This window comes from Marinobacterium arenosum (genome assembly GCF_019795155.1).
GTDB classification, from domain to species: domain Bacteria; phylum Pseudomonadota; class Gammaproteobacteria; order Pseudomonadales; family Balneatricaceae; genus Marinobacterium_C; species Marinobacterium_C arenosum.
Genome location: NZ_JAILYN010000074.1, coordinates 1 through 15424, shown reverse-complemented (window position 1 = coordinate 15424; position 15424 = coordinate 1). Strand labels below are relative to the sequence as shown.

Sequence of the window (15424 nt, the reverse complement as noted above, 5' to 3'; positions counted from 1 at the left end):
TGGCACGGATGGCGTACAGCCTGAAAGGAGTGCACCCTTGCCAGCTCAGCTTCAATCAGGCGGCGGGGATGATCATCAAGGAGTTGACGATCTTGCCGGCGGTCTCACCGGGTAAAGTGCCATTTGTTATCAAGGCGATGACAGAGATGGCAGCCACTTTCGTGTTGCCGACAAGGCGAGAGCGGCGTTATCCCCGGGCATTAAAGAGTTGCCCATGCCGCTACCCCGTGAGAAAGAAAAATGCCAGTCAGTTGGCTTAACTGACTGGCATTAGCCTGATGGCCGCTTTTTTGTGCTTTTTTGGTTCTTTAAGCTGCGTGCGGGTGCTACACGAGGCGTGCAGTCAGGTTCAGCAGCATTGAATTCTTCCCGCTATGCCGTACCGGAGACTGGCTGCGTGCTCCGGCTGGCCGGCTCGGCATCGGTAACCATCGCCTAAGCTTCAACACAGAGGCTGTTGATCGGCAGATGCTGCAAAAGCTGAGCTTCAGCCGCCTGCGCGGGCGGTTGAATCGCCTGCCGGCGTTTGGTCGGCTGAAGCCGACCCAACATGGCTGGGCGCAGTTCAGTGCGCCACGGTCGTCGGCTGTCGGAGTGTTCTGGGCTGCTGGCCGATGAATACCAAATAGCATACGGGGTCAGCCCCGCAAAAGCCGGCCTTATTTTTCAGCCAGGTGAGCAATATCGTAAAGGCGTGGGGGAAAGAGTGATGAAACTACCCTATCTGGACCGGACATCGGCAGGTCAGGCGTTGGCGGCCGCGCTGGGGGATTACCAGGGTAGGGACGACCTGATGGTATTGGCGTTGCCGCGTGGCGGCGTGCCGGTGGCGCTGGAGGTTTGCCGGGTATTGAAAGCGCCGCTGGACCTGATGATCGTGCGTAAACTGGGCGTGCCGGGGCACGAGGAGCTGGCGATGGGGGCGATCGCCAGTGGCGGCTTCCGGGTGATCAACCAGGACGTGGTGAACTACCAGCGGATCGGCGACGAGGTGATCGAACGGGTGGCCGAGAAGGAGCAGGCGGAATTGCAGCGACGGCTGCGTAAGTACCGTGGTGACAAACCCTGGCCGTCACTGGCGGACAAGTGTGTGATTCTGGTCGACGACGGGATCGCGACCGGGGCGACCATGCAGGTGGCGATCAAGGCGGTCTGTGCTGAGAGTCCTTCGGCGGTGGTGGTGGCGGTGCCGGTGGCGCCGGCTTCGACATTGCATCTGTTGCGCCAGCGGGTGATCGACGTGGTCTGTCCGGAGGTGCCGCAGACCTTCTACGCCATCGGCCAGTTCTATGTCGATTTCCATCAGGTCTCCGACGAGGAGATGGCCGGGCTGATGCAGCAGGCGTCACGTTTGGAGTGACCGGTCATGGCTGAAAGCCGGTTGAAAACGCAGGGCCTGAAAAAGAAAAACCCGGCCGGAGCCGGGTTTTCTGCGTGAATCAAGTGATTACTTGATTTTCGCTTCTTTGTAGGTCACGTGCTTGCGAACAACCGGATCGTACTTTTTGAATTCCAGCTTGTCCGGAGTGTTACGCTTGTTCTTGTCGGTAGTGTAGAAGTGACCAGTACCGGCAGAGGAAACCAGTTTGACCTTATCGCGTGCGCCTTTAGCCATGATGCTGCTCCTTAAACTTTGGTGCCGTTGGCACGGATGTCAGCCAGGACTGCATCGATGCCTTTCTTGTCGATGATGCGCATGCCTTTGGAGGAGACGCGCAGGCGAACGAACTTCTGCTCGCTCTCTACCCAGAAACGGTGCCAGTGCAGGTTCGGCAGGAAGCGACGACGAGTCTTACGCTGTGAGTGGGAAACGTTGTTCCCGGTGACCGGACGCTTGCCGGTTACCATGCAAACTTTAGACATTACTATTTTCCTGTGTAAAAGGTTCTTCGATGACTTCTACCGAGATACTTATTGGGCAGGGGACATCAAGCGGCCCGATCTGACAGGCGGTCAACCCTCCCTCAGGCGGAGCGTCCAGAACCGAGGACAAAATACCGTACCGGGGGTAGAAGGCCGCACATTGTACGCAACTCAGTCCTCTGCTGCCAGTGTTTTGTCTGTTTTTTCACCTGTGATGAGGGCGGTGCCTCAAAGCCAGCCGCGCTCGGCGAACGAAACCACCTCGCCGTCGCCAATTACCATATGGTCCAGTACCCGGATATCGACGGTGTCCAGTGCCGTGACCAGCCGGTCGGTGATCTGCCGGTCGGCCCGGCTCGGCTCGGCCACCCCCGAGGGGTGGTTATGGGTCAGGATCAGCGCGGCGGCGTTATGGGACAGCGCCCGACGGACCACCTCGCGCGGGTAGACCGAGGCGGCATTGATGGTGCCGTAGAACAGCTCGTCGAAGGCGATTACCCGGTGCTTGTTGTCGAGGAACAGACAGGCGAACACCTCGCGCGGTTGATGGCGCAGGCGGGCTGACAGGTAGTGTCGCACCGCGTCCGGGCTCTCCAGCGCGGCGCCTTTTTCCAGCGTGGACTGCAGGTGACGGCGGCCCATCTCCAGCACCGCCTGCAACTGGACATACTTGGCGGTGCCCAGGCCGTGGGCGGCGCAGAAGCCGCTCTGGTCCGCCTCCAACAGTTGTCGCAGGCCGCCGAAATTGCCCAGCAGCTCGCGGGCCAGGTCGACCGCGCTCTTGCCCTTGGTGCCGGTGCGCAGGAAGATTGCCAGCAGTTCGGCATCGGACAGCGACTGCGGGCCGCGCTCGATCAGTTTTTCCCGTGGCCGTTCGGCCGCCGGCCAGTCAGTAATCGCCATAATCAGACCTCCCTGTCCATCAGCGAAATACGCTTGGTAAAAGCGCATAATAGTTCTGTAACGAGCTTAACCGCCGCTGAGCCGAGGCGGCAACCTGTCTATCGAATATAGTGTTAGCAGGCCCTAAGATGGTATCTTACAGTCCCTTTGAGAATTCAAGCCTGTTCGTGGTTTTCCGGTATGCAGAGACTTACTAACCGCCAGATTTTGCTGGGCATCACCGGCGGCATCGCCGCCTATAAAAGCGCCGAACTGACCCGCCAGCTGCGCGCGGCCGGTGCCGAGGTTCGGATCGTGATGACCCCGGCGGCAACCGAGTTCATCACCCCGCTGACGCTGCAGGCGCTGTCCGGCAATCCGGTCCACCTGCACCTGCTGGATGCCGAGGCGGAAGCCGGCATGGGCCATATCGAACTGGCCAAGTGGGCCGACCTGGTGTTGATCGCCCCGGCCAGCGCCGATTTCATGGCGCGATTGGCAAACGGCCAGGGCAACGACCTGTTGACCACTCTATGTCTGGCCACCGAGGCGCCGATCTGCCTGGCGCCGGCGATGAACCAGGCGATGTGGCGTGACAGCGCGACCCAGCTCAACGCCGCCAAGCTGACCGAGCGGGGCGTCAAACTGTTCGGCCCCGGCGTCGGCGAGCAGGCCTGCGGCGATAATGGCCCGGGCCGGATGCTGGAGCCGGTCGAGCTGGCCCAGCTGACCGCCGAGCAGTTCGACACCGGCCTGCTGACCGGCAAGACCGTATACATCACCGCCGGGCCGACCCGCGAACCGCTCGACCCGGTGCGTTACATCTCCAATCACAGCTCCGGCAAGATGGGCTATGCGCTGGCCGAGTCGGCGGTCGATGCCGGCGCCCGGGTCAAATTGATCTCCGGCCCGGTCAACCTGGCCGCACCGGCCCGGCTGCAGCGGGTGATGGTGCAGACCGCCGAGGAGATGCTGGCCGCCAGCCTGGACGGGCTGGACGACTGCGACATCTTTATCGCCTCGGCGGCGGTGGCCGATTACCGGCCCACCGCGGTGGCCGAGCAGAAGATCAAGAAAGGCGCCGAGGAGATCATGGAGCTGCACCTGGTCAAGAACCCGGATATCGTTGCCACCGTGGCAAACCAGGCCGACAAGCCGTTCACCGTCGGCTTTGCCGCCGAGACCCGCGATGTGATCGAGTATGCCCGTAGCAAACTGGATCGCAAGAACCTCGACATGATCGTCGCCAACGATGTCTCGCGCAGCGAGATCGGCTTCAACAGCGACGAGAACGCGGTCACCGTGGTCAGCCGTCAGGCGGAGATCGAACTGCCGCAAACCTCCAAGCGCCAACTGGCCGGTCAGCTGATCCGGCTGATCGCCGAACAGTACCGGCAGCGCTCCGGCCGCTAACCGCCACGGAACACCTTCGCCCATCATGAAGAACCTGCAAGTCAAACTGCTCGACCCGAGGCTTGGCAACGAGTTTCCGCTGCCCGAATATGCCACCCCCGGCTCGGCCGGGCTGGACCTGCGCGCCTGCCTGGACAGCGCGCTGACCCTGGCGCCGGGCCAGACCGAACTGATCCCGACCGGGCTGGCGATCCATATCGAGGACCCGAAACTGTGCGCGATGATCCTGCCGCGCTCCGGGCTGGGCCATAAGCACGGCATCGTACTGGGCAACCTGGTCGGCCTGATCGACTCCGACTACCAGGGCCAGCTGTATGTCTCCTGCTGGAACCGGGGGCATGACAGTTTCACCGTCGAGCCGGGCGAGCGGATCGCCCAATTGGTGCTGGTGCCGGTGGTGCGGGCGGAGTTCGAGATAGTCGATGACTTTGACGACAGCGCGCGCGGTGACGGCGGTTTCGGCTCCACCGGCAGCCGCTGATCTGCCAGATAATTGACCTGCACGGCTTAATGGCTCAACGGCTCACACAGCTTAAAAAGACTAATTAAGGATTTTAGATGCGACATTCGCTAGAGAATCTGGATCAGACCATCTTCCGCGCCTATGACATCCGCGGCATCGTCGACCAGTCGCTGACCGAGGCTTCGGTCTATCATCTGGGCCGTGCCTTTGCCGCCGAAAGCCGTGCGCAGGGTTACCGCGAGGTGGTGGTGGCGGCCGATGGCCGGCTGTCCAGCCCGGCGCTGAAAGAGTGCTTTGGCAACGGTCTGCGTGATGGCGGCTGTGACGTGCTGGATGTCGGTTTCGTGCCGACCCCGCTGCTCTATTTCGCCACCCATCACCGCGCCGACAAGACCGGCGTGATGATCACCGGCAGCCACAACCCGGCCAACTACAACGGCTTCAAGATGATGATCGGCGGCGATACCCTGTCCGGCGATCAGATCCAGGCGCTGAAGCGACGGATGCTGGAGCTGGACTACAGCGAAGGCGCCGGTAGTTACCAACAGCAGGACAGCCAGGCGGCGTACCTGGACTACGTCTGCAACGACATCAAGCTGGCCCGGCCGCTGAAGGTGGTGGTCGATTGCGGCAACGGCATTCCCGGCGTGGTCGCCCCCGAACTGCTGGAACGGCTTGGCTGCGAGGTGATTCCGCTGTACTGCGAGGTGGACGGCACCTTCCCGAACCACCACCCGGACCCGGGTAAGCCGGCTAACCTGGTCGATGCGATCGCCAAGGTGAAGGAGACCGGCGCCGATCTTGGCCTGGCGTTCGACGGCGACGGCGACCGGGTCGGGGTGATCACCGAACACGGCAAGATCATCTACCCGGACCGCTTCACCATGCTGTTTGCCGAAGACATCATCAGCCGCAATCCGGGCGCCGAGATCATCTACGACGTGAAATGCTCGCGGCTGCTGGCCGAGACGATCCGCAATGCCGGTGGCAAACCGACCATGTGGAAGACCGGCCATTCGCTGATCAAGGGCAAGATGAAGCAGAGTGGCGCGCTGCTGGCCGGCGAGATGAGCGGCCATATCTTCTTCAAGGAGCGCTGGTTCGGTTTCGACGACGGCCTCTATTCGGCGGCCCGCTTGCTGGAGATCCTGGCTGGCCGTGAGCAAAGTGCCGATGCGGTATTTGCCGGCTACCCGGAGGACATCAGCACCCCGGAGCTGAATATCGAGGTCTGCGAAGAGAGTAAGTTCGAGATCGTCGCCGCGCTGCAGCAGCAGGCGTTCGACGGCGGCGACAAGAACTGCATCGACGGTGTGCGGGTCGACTACCCGGATGGCTGGGGATTGGTGCGCGCCTCCAACACCACGCCGATGCTGGTGTTGCGCTTCGAGGCGGAGAGCGAGTCCGCGTTGAACCGTATCCGCACCGACTTCCAACAGCGACTGCACGCGGTGGACCCGGCGCTGACTATTCCAGACGCCTGATAACATTCCGATATTAGAGCCGCCCCGCAGAGGCGGGGCTCTTGCCGAGAGATCGGCCGAAAGATAGAAAGGACCCCACAGATGCCACTGAATCGACAGCAAGCGATGACCACCGCCGAGGTGCTCAGCGAAGCGATGCCCTATATCCAGCAGTTCGTCGGTAAGACCGTCGTAATCAAGTACGGCGGCAACGCGATGACCGACGAGAAGCTGCAGAACAGCTTTGCCCGCGACATCGTGATGATGAAGCTGATCGGTATCAACCCGATCGTGGTACATGGCGGTGGGCCGCAGATCGGTGACCTGCTCGATAAGCTGAATATCGAATCCCACTTCATCAACGGTATGCGGGTCACCGATTCAAAGACCATGGACGTGGTGGAGATGGTGCTGGGCGGCATGGTCAACAAGCAGATCGTCGGTCTGATCAACGCCAATGGCGGCCAGGCGATCGGTCTGACCGGCAAGGACGGTCAGCTGATCCGCGCCCGCAAGCTGCGCGTCAAGCACAAGACCCCGGAGATGTCGGTACCGGAGATCATCGATATCGGCCATGTCGGCGAGGTCGAGCATATCAACACCAAGGTGTTGGATATGCTGGTGCATTCCGACATCATCCCGGTGATCGCGCCGATCGGTGTCGGCCAGGATGGCGCCTCCTACAACATCAACGCCGACCTGGTGGCCGGCAAAGTGGCCGAGGTACTGAAGGCGGAGAAGCTGATCCTGCTGACCAATATCGCCGGCCTGCTGGACAAGGACGGTAACGTGCTGACCGGGCTGTCCACCGAACAGGTCGATGCACTGATCGAAGACGGTACCATCTACGGTGGCATGCTGCCGAAGATCGACTGCGCGCTCGGCGCGGTGAAGGCGGGCGTGACCAGTTCGCACATCATTGACGGCCGGGTACCGCACTCCTGCCTGCTGGAGATCTTCACCAACGAGGGGGTCGGTACGTTGATCACCAATGTTTCGGAGCTGGCGTCAGCGGAGTGACCATGAGCGAAAAACAGGACAATCCGAAGCTGTCCCGCCGCGAGCAGATCCTGCAGGCGCTGGCGCAGATGCTGGAAGGCAATCCGGGTCAGCGTATCACCACCGCCGCGCTGGCGCGCGAGGTCGGCGTTTCGGAGGCGGCGCTGTACCGTCATTTTCCGAGCAAGGCGCGGATGTTCGAAGGGCTGATCGGCTTTATCGAGGAGACGGTGTTCTCCCGCGTAACCCTGATCACCCAGGCGGACGCGCCGGGCGTCAAGCAGTGCGAACAGATCCTGACCCTGGTGCTGGCCTTCGTCGAGCGCAATCCGGGCATGGCGCGGATCCTCACCGGCGATGCGCTGGCCGGCGAGACCGACCGGCTGCGTCAGCGGGTCAACCAGTTCTTCGAGCGGCTGGAGACCCAGCTCAAGCAGATCCTGCGTGAGGCCGAGGTCAAGGAGGGGCTGCGCACCGTGGCCACACCGGCGGCCTCAGCCAACCTGATGCTGGCTGTGGCCGAAGGGCGCATTCGCCAGTTCGTCCGCTCGGAGTTCAAGCGCCGGCCGACCGAGCAGTGGGCCGACCAGTGGCCGCGCGTCGCCATCGGTCTGTTCCGCCAGGACAGCGTCGCCCAGCCGGTCTGATCTCTTTCAGGTGTGGGCGCAGGGCTGCTTCAGGGGCCATTCAATCTCGCTAGAGAGCGGATGGCCGCCGGTCAGGCCCTGCCACAATCTATCGGCATTCCGGTTCACCGATCTTTCCTCCCGCGGACTGATCCGGCCTTGTTACGGCATATTAAAATAAATGGATTTCTGGCTCGAACAACTGACCCTGCTGATCCTGTCGCTGCTGGCCAACGGCCTGTCGGCACTGGCCGGCGGTGGTGCCGGCCTGCTGCAATTGCCGGTACTGCTGTTTCTCGGCCTGAGTTTCGGCACCGCCTTGGCGACCCACAAGATCGCCAGCGTGGCGTTGGGCATCGGTGCCACCCTGCGCCACCTGCGCGAAGGTCAACTGGATCTGCGCTTCTGTGCCTTCGTGGTGGCCTGCGGCCTGCCCGGCGTGGTGTTGGGCGCGGTGGTGGTGCTGGCGCTGCCGGAGGCGCTGACCATCTTCAGTCTCGGCCTGCTGACCTGCGGGCTGGGGATCTACTCGATCACCAAGAAACAGCTCGGCATGGAGTACCGGCCCAGGCACCGCGATCTGTCCGGTTACCTGATCGGCGGCCTGGTGATCTGCCTGATCGGCTTTCTGAACGGCTCGCTGACCTCCGGCACCGGGTTGTTCGTCACCCTCTGGCTGGTGCGCTGGTTCGGTTTCGACTACCAGCGGGCGGTCACCTATGTGTTGATCCTGGTCGGCCTGTTCTGGAACTCCACCGGTGCGCTGGCGGTCGCCCTGCAGACTGCGCCCCGTTGGGAGTGGCTGCCGGCATTGCTGCTGGGCGCGGTGGTCGGCGCCTATGCCGGTGCCCACCTGTCGCTGGCGCGGGGTAACCGGCTGGTCAAGCGGGCGTTCGAGACCCTGACGGTGATGGTGGGCATCAAGCTGATCGGCGATGGTCTGGCGATGTTTAGCGGAGCTACAAGTTAAAGCTTCAAGCCGCAAGCATGCTCGGTGTAAGAAGCGCGCTGCTAAGGAACCTGCGAACAAGTTGTGACTAATTCAAATACAGCGGGCCGGCTACCGATTGGGGCGGGCCGGGTCTTTCGCCTTTTGCCTGTTGTTGCAGCAGGAACGCCGAGGCGCTGACCTGCTGGATACCCTGTTCGTACAGGGTCGGCAGCGCCGCCATCAGGTAGCTGATGGTGCTGTCGTAGGGGTGGCCGATCACCACCACGTGGCCCCGTTTGCGGGCCACTTCCAATGCCAGTAGAAACTGGCGGTCGATAAAGCCGGTATCGGCGTTGTGGTCCAGGAACACGTCGCGGGTCAGGTAGGGGATGCCCTGGTCGCGGGCGGCACGCCAGGCGACGGTGTTCGGCGAGGTCACGCTGTCCAGGAAGAACAGTCCCCGTGCGGCAGCGATCTTCATCACCCGCTTCATCGGTGCGTACTGCTGGGTCAGCAGGCTGCCCATATGGTTATTGAGGCCGACCACGCCGGGGATCGAGTCCAATGCCCGGTTGAGAACCTGGTCGAACTCGGCGGCCGGCAGCTCCGGCGTCAACGCGCCGGGGCCGAGTCGCAGCCGGCGTTCGTTGGCCATCGGTGCATGCAGCATCACCTCCTTGTCGCGGAACAATGCCTCATGGGCCAGCTCGCGGCCATACGGGCTGTGCGGTAGGAAGGCGTAGGAGACCGGCCCGGGCAGTTTCAGCGCCGCCCGGCCGGCCGCAAGATTGTCACCCATATCGTCGATGATCAGTACCAGCGCCGGCTGGCGTGTTTCGGCCCTGTCCTCGCCGGCAGCCCATACTGCGCTGGACAGTATCAACAGCAGGCTCAGCCACAGCCGACGCATCGATCAGTTGCCGTTACGGGCGGTGATCGCCAGGGCCTTGAGCAGGTTGAGCGCCTCGTACAGCTGGTAGTCGCTCTTCGCCAGTCCCTGGGTGGATTGTTGTTGTTCGGCCTCGGCCTGGCCGTTTTCGAGGTGGCCGCTGAGGTCGCGCTCCTTGATGCCGTTCTCATGCTCGCGCAGCTTCAGCTCGGCATCGGCCACCGGGATGTCCGGCTTGATCCCCTGGGCCTGAATCGAGCGACCGCTGGGGGTGTAGTAGCGGGCGGTGGTCAGTTTCAGCGCCCGCTCCTCGTCCAGCGGCAGCACGGTTTGCACCGAGCCCTTGCCGAAACTGTCTTCGCCCATGATCACCGCGCGGTGGTGATCCTGCAGCGCGCCGGCAACGATCTCGGAGGCCGACGCGGAGCCGCCGTTGATCAGTACCACCAGCGGCAACTTCGACTCGACCGTTTCCGACGTGGCGCTGAAGCGTTGTTCACTGTTCGGCAGCCGCCCCTGGGTGTAGACGATCAGACCCTCATCCAGAAAGGCGTTGCTGACATCCACCGCCGCGTGCAGTACGCCGCCGGGATTGTTGCGCAGGTCCAGCACCAACCCTTGCAGCTCGGTGCGTTCGCGCAGCTGTTCGATCTGGCGGACCAGCTCCTGGCCGGTGTTGACCTGGAACTGGGTGATGCGCAGGTAGCCGTAGTTGTCGTCCAGCAGCCGGCTTTTGACACTGGCCACCCGGATAACGTCACGTACCACGGTGATCTGCAGCGGCTTCTCAACCCCTTCGCGGACGATGGTCAGCACGATCGGCGAGCCGGGTTTGCCGCGCATGATATTGACCGCCTCGTTGAGGCTCAGCCCCTGCACGCTGGTGTCATCCAGCTTGGTGATCAGGTCGCCGGTCTTGACGCCGGCCCGCTGGGCCGGGGTGTCGTCGATCGGGCTGATCACCCGGATGAAGCCGTCCTTCATGCCGACCTCGATACCGAGGCCGCCGAACTCGCCGCTGGTATGTACCTGCAGGCTTTCAAACTCCTTCGGCTCCAGATAAGCGGAGTGGGGGTCCAGGCCGTGGATCATGCCGCGGATGGCGTCCTGCAGCAGCTTGGCGTCGTCCACCGGCTCGACATAGGCGTTCTTGATCCGGCCGAACACTTCGGCGAACAGCCGCAGATCCTCCAGCGGCAGTTGCTGGCTCTGCTCGGTTTGCTGTTGGATCTCTGCCTGGGCGGCCGCCTGCAGCGGTGCGCCCAGCAGGCAGACGCTGAGCAGCGCGGTGCCGATAAAACCTGCACGGGGCAGATCGATTTTCATAGCTGTGTCCTTAATCTCAGACTACCGTTTGGCCAACCAGCGATGCGGATTGGTCGCCTTACCCTTGTGGCGGATCGCAAAGTAGAGTCCGGGCGTCGCATGGCCGCCACTCTGACCGACGGTGGCGATGGTTTCGCCGGCGGACACCCAGTCTCCGGGTGAGCGTAGCAGACTCTGGTTGTAGCCATATAGCGACATATAGCCACTACCGTGGTCAATGATCAACACCATGCCGTAACCGCGCAGCCAATCGGAGAATACCACCCGGCCGCTGTGCACCGCTTTGACGGCGCTGCCGTTTTTCCCCTCGATCCAGATACCATCATAGGTGATACCGTGGGATTCAGAGCCGAATCCTCGTTTCAGCCGGCCCTTCAATGGCCAGGGTAGCTTGCCACGCAGCTCGGTAAAGGCCTTGTCATTGCTGTTCAGCGAAGCCAGTTCGAGGCTGCGCTGCAATTCCGCCAGCAGCTGTTCCATCTGTTTCTGGTCGGCCTTCAGCTGCGTCAGCCGTTTCTGGTCGCTGCGGATCTGCGTATTCAGCGTGGCCAGCGTTTTTTTGCGGTCGGCCTGGGCCCGCCCCAGCTTGTTGGCCTCCAGTCCCAGCGCCCGGCGCTTGTCGACCATCGCCTGGCCGGTTTCGTCCAGTGCCGTTTCGGTCTGGTTCAGGCTGGCCAGCTGGTCGCGGAATTGCTGCATCTGTTGCGCCAGGGCCTTGTTGACGCTGTCGTAATAGCGCATATGGCGGGCCAGCTGTTCCGGGTCGCCCAGGTTCAGCAGCAACTCCAGCCGCGGCTGGCGGCCCAGCATGTGCTGCTGGCGGATCTGGGCGCGGATCCGTTCCGCCCGGCTGGCCAGGTCGGCCTTCAGCTGGTCGCGCTTTTGCTCCAGCCCTTTGGCGTTGCTGGTCAGTTCCGACAGCTGGCTGTCCAGCTGGCTGATCTGCTGGCTGATCCGGCCGATCGCCTGCTCGCTGTCGCGCAGCGCGGCGGTCAGCTCACGGGCCTGCCCCTGGTTGCGGCGGATCCGCTGCTGCACGCTGCTGATCTGCTGCTTCAGTTTTTTCAGCTGGGCTTCGGAGGCTTTCGGCTGGGCGGCCTGCGCAGAGGCGCCGGGCAGCAGCAGGAGCAGGCACAGCAGTGCCAGCAGGCAGGCGGGGAGCGGCGAACGGCGCCACGACAGGGTCAGGGCTGGCATCATCAGAGCGGGCCGCGAAAGCGGCCCGGCGTGTCCTTACTTAAAGTTGACCAGCGGTTTGCCGGTCATCTCGGCCGGCTGCTCGAGATCCATCAGCTTCAGCAGCGTCGGTGCCAGGTCGCACAGGGCGCCGTCGCTCAGCTCGACCCGGTCGGCGCGCGGGCCGGCATACACCAGCGGCACCGGCCAGGTGGTGTGGGCGGTGTGCGGCTGGCCGCTGGTCGGGTTGACCATCATCTCGACATTGCCGTGGTCGGCGCTGATCAGGGTTTCGCCGCCGACCTCGGCCATTGCACCGAGCACCTGCTCGAGGCAGTGGTCCAGCACCTCGACCGCCTTGACCGCAGCATCGAAGTTGCCGGTGTGGCCGACCATGTCGCCGTTGGCGAAATTGCAGACGATCAGGTCGAACTTGCGGCTGCGGATCGCCTCGACCAGTTTCTCGGTCACCTCCGGCGCGCTCATCTCCGGTTGCAGGTCGTAGGTCGCCACGTCCGGTGACGGCACCAGGATCCGTTCCTCGCCCGGGTACAGAGCCTCCTGGCCGCCGTTGAAGAAGAAGGTGACGTGCGGGTACTTCTCGGTCTCGGCGATACGCAGCTGGGTCTTGCCCTGATTGGCCAGGAATTCGCCCAGGTCGTTGCTGATCGCCTGTGGCGGGAAGGCGCAGCTGGCGTCGATATCGGCGGCGTACTCGGTCATCATCAGGTAGTCGGCCAATTGCGGCCGGGCGCGGCGCTCGAAGCCGTTGAACTGGTCGCCGTCGACGAAGGCGCGGGTGATCTCGCGGGCCCGGTCCGGCCGGAAGTTGGCGCAGATCAGGCTGTCGCCGTCCTGTACTTTGCCGACCGGCTGGCCGTCGTGCAGGATCACCGTGGCTGGTACGAACTCATCGGTTTTGTCGGCCGCGTACGCGTTCTGCAGCGCTTCCAGCGCGGAGCCGGCGCTCGCCTCGGCCTGGCCCAGGGTCATGGCGTCGTAGGCCCGCTGCACCCGGTCCCAACGGTTGTCGCGGTCCATGCTGAAGTAGCGGCCGGCCACCGTGGCGATCTGGCCGACACCCAGTTCGGCCAGCTTGGCTTCGATCTTCTCGATCGACGGCTGGGCCGATTTCGGCGGCATGTCGCGACCGTCCAGGATGGCGTGCAGGTAAAGTTGCTTGGCGCCGCGCTTGGCGGCCATCTCCAGCAGCGCGATGATGTGGTCTTCGTGGCTGTGCACGCCGCCCGGCGACAGCAGGCCCATCAGGTGAACCGCGCGACCCTGACTGATCGCCTTGTCCATCGCGTTGACCAGCGCTTCGTTTGCGAAGAAATCGCCGTCGGCGATCGACTTCGAGATGCGGGTGAAGTTCTGGTAGACGATGCGTCCGGCGCCGATATTCATATGACCGACCTCGGAGTTGCCCATCTGGCCCTCAGGCAGGCCGACCGCCATCCCCGAGGTGGCCACCCGGGCGTGCGGGTTATTGGCGACCAGGCGATCCCAGAACGGCGTCCGGGCGGCTTCGATGGCGGAGGAGTCGGTGGTTTCGCAGCCGAAACCGTCAAGAATGATCAGGGCGCGGGGAGTACGGGTATCTGGCATCGTCTGTCCTGCAGTCTACAGCGGCTGAAATAGCCGACAATTTTACTGCGAAAGCGTTCCGGATGCGACTGCGCAGGCCACGGGGCCGGTTCCCTATACAGCGCCGGTCAGCGTTGTATACTAGGCCGCTGCATCCGACCGGGCTCCGGCAGCTCCGGTTGAATAATTGAGAACGCCCCTTAGCTTTCGGACCCGTATACTCATGGAACAACTGATCGAATTTATTGGCAATCACGTACTGTTGGTCAGCGCCTTCATCGTCACCCTGCTGGTGCTGCTGTGGAGCGAAAGCCGCAAGGGCGGCAAGGCGGTCACGCCGGCTGAGGCGACCCGGCTGATCAACAAGGAAGAGGCCGTGGTACTGGATATCCGTGCCAAGAAAGAGTGGGACGCCGGCCGTATCACCGGGGCGATCCATGTGCCCTTTGCCGACCTGGAACGTCGTCTCAGCGAGCTGAACAAGTACCAGAAGCGCCCGGTCATCGTGGTCTGCAACCTGGGCCAGACCGCCGGTAGCGCGGTCAAGAAACTGAAGGCCAACGGTTTTGAAAACGTGCTGCGGCTGCAGGGCGGGATGACCGAATGGAAGGGGCAGAACCTGCCGATTATCAAGTAACACCGACTGATCAGCAGTCTAGCAGAGCCTGTTATGAAAGATATCCTGATCTATTCGAGCGCCTGGTGCCCGTTTTGCGTGCGCGCCAAGATGCTGCTCGATAGCAAGAACCTGAGCTATACCGAACTGGATGTCGACCAGCAGCCCGAACTGCGTCGTGAGATGATGGAGCGGGCCCAGCGCCATACGGTGCCGCAGATTTTCATCGGCGACCATCATGTGGGCGGCTGTGACGACCTGTTCGCACTGGAGCGTGCGGGCGAGCTGGATCCTCTGCTTGCCGACTGAATTAAACCGATTGCAGAAAATTTCAGAATAAGGAAACCCCATGTCTGAGCAACAACAGAACGAACAGCAGCCGCAGTTTGCCATGCAGCGGATCTACATCAAGGACGCTTCCATGGAGTCGCCGAACGCGCCGCAGGTGTTCCTGAAACAGTGGCAGCCGGAAGTGAACATGGATATGAACTCCCAGGCCAAGCCGCTGGACGACAACAACTTCGAAGTGGTGCTGACGGTGACCGTCACCGCCAAGAACGACGGTGAGACCGCCTTCCTGGTGGAGGTGCAGCAGGCGGGTATCTTTACCATCGCCGGCCTGAAGGAAGACGAACTGCACCACACGCTGGGTGCGTTCTGCCCGAACATCCTGTTCCCGTACGCCCGCGAGAGCGTCGATACCCTGGTCACCAAGGCCAGCTTCCCGCCGCTGATGCTGGCGCCGGTCAACTTCGATGCGCTGTACGCCCAGCAGCTGCAGCAGCAGGCCGCGCAGCAGGCGGAAGAGACCCACTAAGTTCGCTTTTCGCCGCGTATAAAAAAACCGCCCCGTCGCAAGACCGGGCGGTTTTTTTGTGTCTTTATATTTCTCGCAATAGGCAGTGAGTAGCGCTCGGTCGATAGGCGGATGATGGTCGCGGCTGAAGCCCCTTATATGGACCCACCCGTGTTGGCAAGCACGTTTCCTTTGTACAACAGGCGAAGGACTGCTTCCTTATATCCGGCTTTGCAACGGGCGTTTGTGCCCAGCCTTGATGGTATCTGCACCCCCCGATGCTTATCTCCTACGCGGCCTCAATCGGGCCTAGCGGCTTGGCAGGGATTCGGGGCGTCGGTCCGACCTGTTATGCCATCAGAAGAACATACTCGCGCAACCTCGGTTGGTCAGG

General features: G+C 62.6%; 17 protein-coding genes and 1 pseudogene. 11 read left to right on the top strand and 7 right to left on the bottom strand.

What is annotated here, in order from left to right:
* Positions 1-260: pseudogene (locus K6T12_RS20205) on the top strand (IS4 family transposase); the annotation flags it as partial.
* A 449-nt stretch (positions 261-709) separates the two neighbouring features.
* A complete protein-coding gene (locus K6T12_RS20200; protein WP_255611947.1) occupies positions 710-1360 on the top strand; it encodes a phosphoribosyltransferase in 651 nt (216 codons plus the stop codon).
* Between the two features lie 87 nt (positions 1361-1447).
* Here the strand turns inward: K6T12_RS20200 and rpmG are convergent, their stop codons facing one another.
* From rpmG to radC, 3 genes are all read right to left on the bottom strand, one after another.
* Positions 1448-1615 (bottom strand): 50S ribosomal protein L33, encoded by a 168-nt coding sequence (gene rpmG, locus K6T12_RS20195; RefSeq protein WP_222224776.1) that lies wholly within the window; start codon positions 1613-1615, stop codon positions 1448-1450.
* 11 nt (positions 1616-1626) lie between these two features.
* Positions 1627-1863: a 50S ribosomal protein L28 gene (rpmB, locus tag K6T12_RS20190; RefSeq protein ID WP_222224775.1), complete on the bottom strand. Its 237-nt coding sequence runs from the start codon at positions 1861-1863 to the stop codon at positions 1627-1629.
* A gap of 228 nt (positions 1864-2091) precedes the next feature.
* Complete coding sequence (gene radC / locus K6T12_RS20185; protein ID WP_222224774.1) at positions 2092-2766, bottom strand: RadC family protein; 675 nt, start codon at positions 2764-2766, stop codon at positions 2092-2094.
* A gap of 180 nt (positions 2767-2946) precedes the next feature.
* Between radC and coaBC the strand changes: the two genes are divergently transcribed.
* The 6 genes from coaBC to K6T12_RS20155 all read left to right on the top strand — a co-directional run bounded on the left by coaBC (position 2947) and on the right by K6T12_RS20155 (position 8679).
* Positions 2947-4158: a bifunctional phosphopantothenoylcysteine decarboxylase/phosphopantothenate--cysteine ligase CoaBC gene (gene coaBC, locus K6T12_RS20180; RefSeq protein WP_222224773.1), complete on the top strand. Its 1212-nt coding sequence runs from the start codon at positions 2947-2949 to the stop codon at positions 4156-4158.
* Between the two features lie 25 nt (positions 4159-4183).
* Complete coding sequence (gene dut, locus K6T12_RS20175) at positions 4184-4639, top strand: dUTP diphosphatase (RefSeq protein ID WP_222224772.1); 456 nt, start codon at positions 4184-4186, stop codon at positions 4637-4639.
* A 77-nt stretch (positions 4640-4716) separates the two neighbouring features.
* Positions 4717-6105 carry a phosphomannomutase/phosphoglucomutase gene (locus tag K6T12_RS20170; protein WP_222224771.1) on the top strand — a complete coding sequence of 463 codons (1389 nt, stop codon included), beginning with the start codon at positions 4717-4719 and terminating at the stop codon, positions 6103-6105.
* Between the two features lie 81 nt (positions 6106-6186).
* Entirely contained in the window at positions 6187-7104 is a 918-nt protein-coding gene (argB, locus tag K6T12_RS20165) for an acetylglutamate kinase (protein ID WP_222224770.1), read from the top strand.
* 2 nt (positions 7105-7106) lie between these two features.
* Positions 7107-7730: a nucleoid occlusion factor SlmA gene (slmA, locus tag K6T12_RS20160; RefSeq protein WP_222224769.1), complete on the top strand. Its 624-nt coding sequence runs from the start codon at positions 7107-7109 to the stop codon at positions 7728-7730.
* A gap of 160 nt (positions 7731-7890) precedes the next feature.
* Positions 7891-8679 carry a sulfite exporter TauE/SafE family protein gene (locus K6T12_RS20155; RefSeq protein ID WP_222224768.1) on the top strand — a complete coding sequence of 263 codons (789 nt, stop codon included), beginning with the start codon at positions 7891-7893 and terminating at the stop codon, positions 8677-8679.
* A 67-nt stretch (positions 8680-8746) separates the two neighbouring features.
* Here the strand turns inward: K6T12_RS20155 and K6T12_RS20150 are convergent, their stop codons facing one another.
* From K6T12_RS20150 to gpmI, 4 genes are read right to left on the bottom strand one after another with little or no spacing between them, the layout of a single operon-like run.
* Positions 8747-9550 (bottom strand): divergent polysaccharide deacetylase family protein, encoded by an 804-nt coding sequence (locus tag K6T12_RS20150; RefSeq protein WP_222224767.1) that lies wholly within the window; start codon positions 9548-9550, stop codon positions 8747-8749.
* Positions 9551-9553: 3 nt separating this feature from the next.
* Entirely contained in the window at positions 9554-10855 is a 1302-nt protein-coding gene (locus K6T12_RS20145) for a S41 family peptidase (RefSeq protein WP_222224766.1), read from the bottom strand.
* Positions 10856-10876: 21 nt separating this feature from the next.
* Positions 10877-12055: a murein hydrolase activator EnvC family protein gene (locus tag K6T12_RS20140; RefSeq protein WP_222224765.1), complete on the bottom strand. Its 1179-nt coding sequence runs from the start codon at positions 12053-12055 to the stop codon at positions 10877-10879.
* Positions 12056-12088: 33 nt separating this feature from the next.
* A complete protein-coding gene (gene gpmI, locus K6T12_RS20135) occupies positions 12089-13639 on the bottom strand; it encodes a 2,3-bisphosphoglycerate-independent phosphoglycerate mutase (RefSeq protein ID WP_222224764.1) in 1551 nt (516 codons plus the stop codon).
* A 202-nt stretch (positions 13640-13841) separates the two neighbouring features.
* Here gpmI and K6T12_RS20130 point away from each other — a divergent pair, with 202 nt between their 5' ends.
* From K6T12_RS20130 to secB, 3 genes are read left to right on the top strand one after another with little or no spacing between them, the layout of a single operon-like run.
* A complete protein-coding gene (locus K6T12_RS20130; protein ID WP_222224763.1) occupies positions 13842-14255 on the top strand; it encodes a rhodanese-like domain-containing protein in 414 nt (137 codons plus the stop codon).
* Between the two features lie 33 nt (positions 14256-14288).
* On the top strand, positions 14289-14543 hold the full coding sequence (gene grxC / locus K6T12_RS20125) for a glutaredoxin 3 (protein WP_222224762.1): 255 nt from the start codon (positions 14289-14291) through the stop codon (positions 14541-14543).
* A gap of 40 nt (positions 14544-14583) precedes the next feature.
* Positions 14584-15051 carry a protein-export chaperone SecB gene (gene secB / locus K6T12_RS20120; protein ID WP_222224761.1) on the top strand — a complete coding sequence of 156 codons (468 nt, stop codon included), beginning with the start codon at positions 14584-14586 and terminating at the stop codon, positions 15049-15051.
* Positions 15052-15424 lie beyond the last annotated feature (373 nt).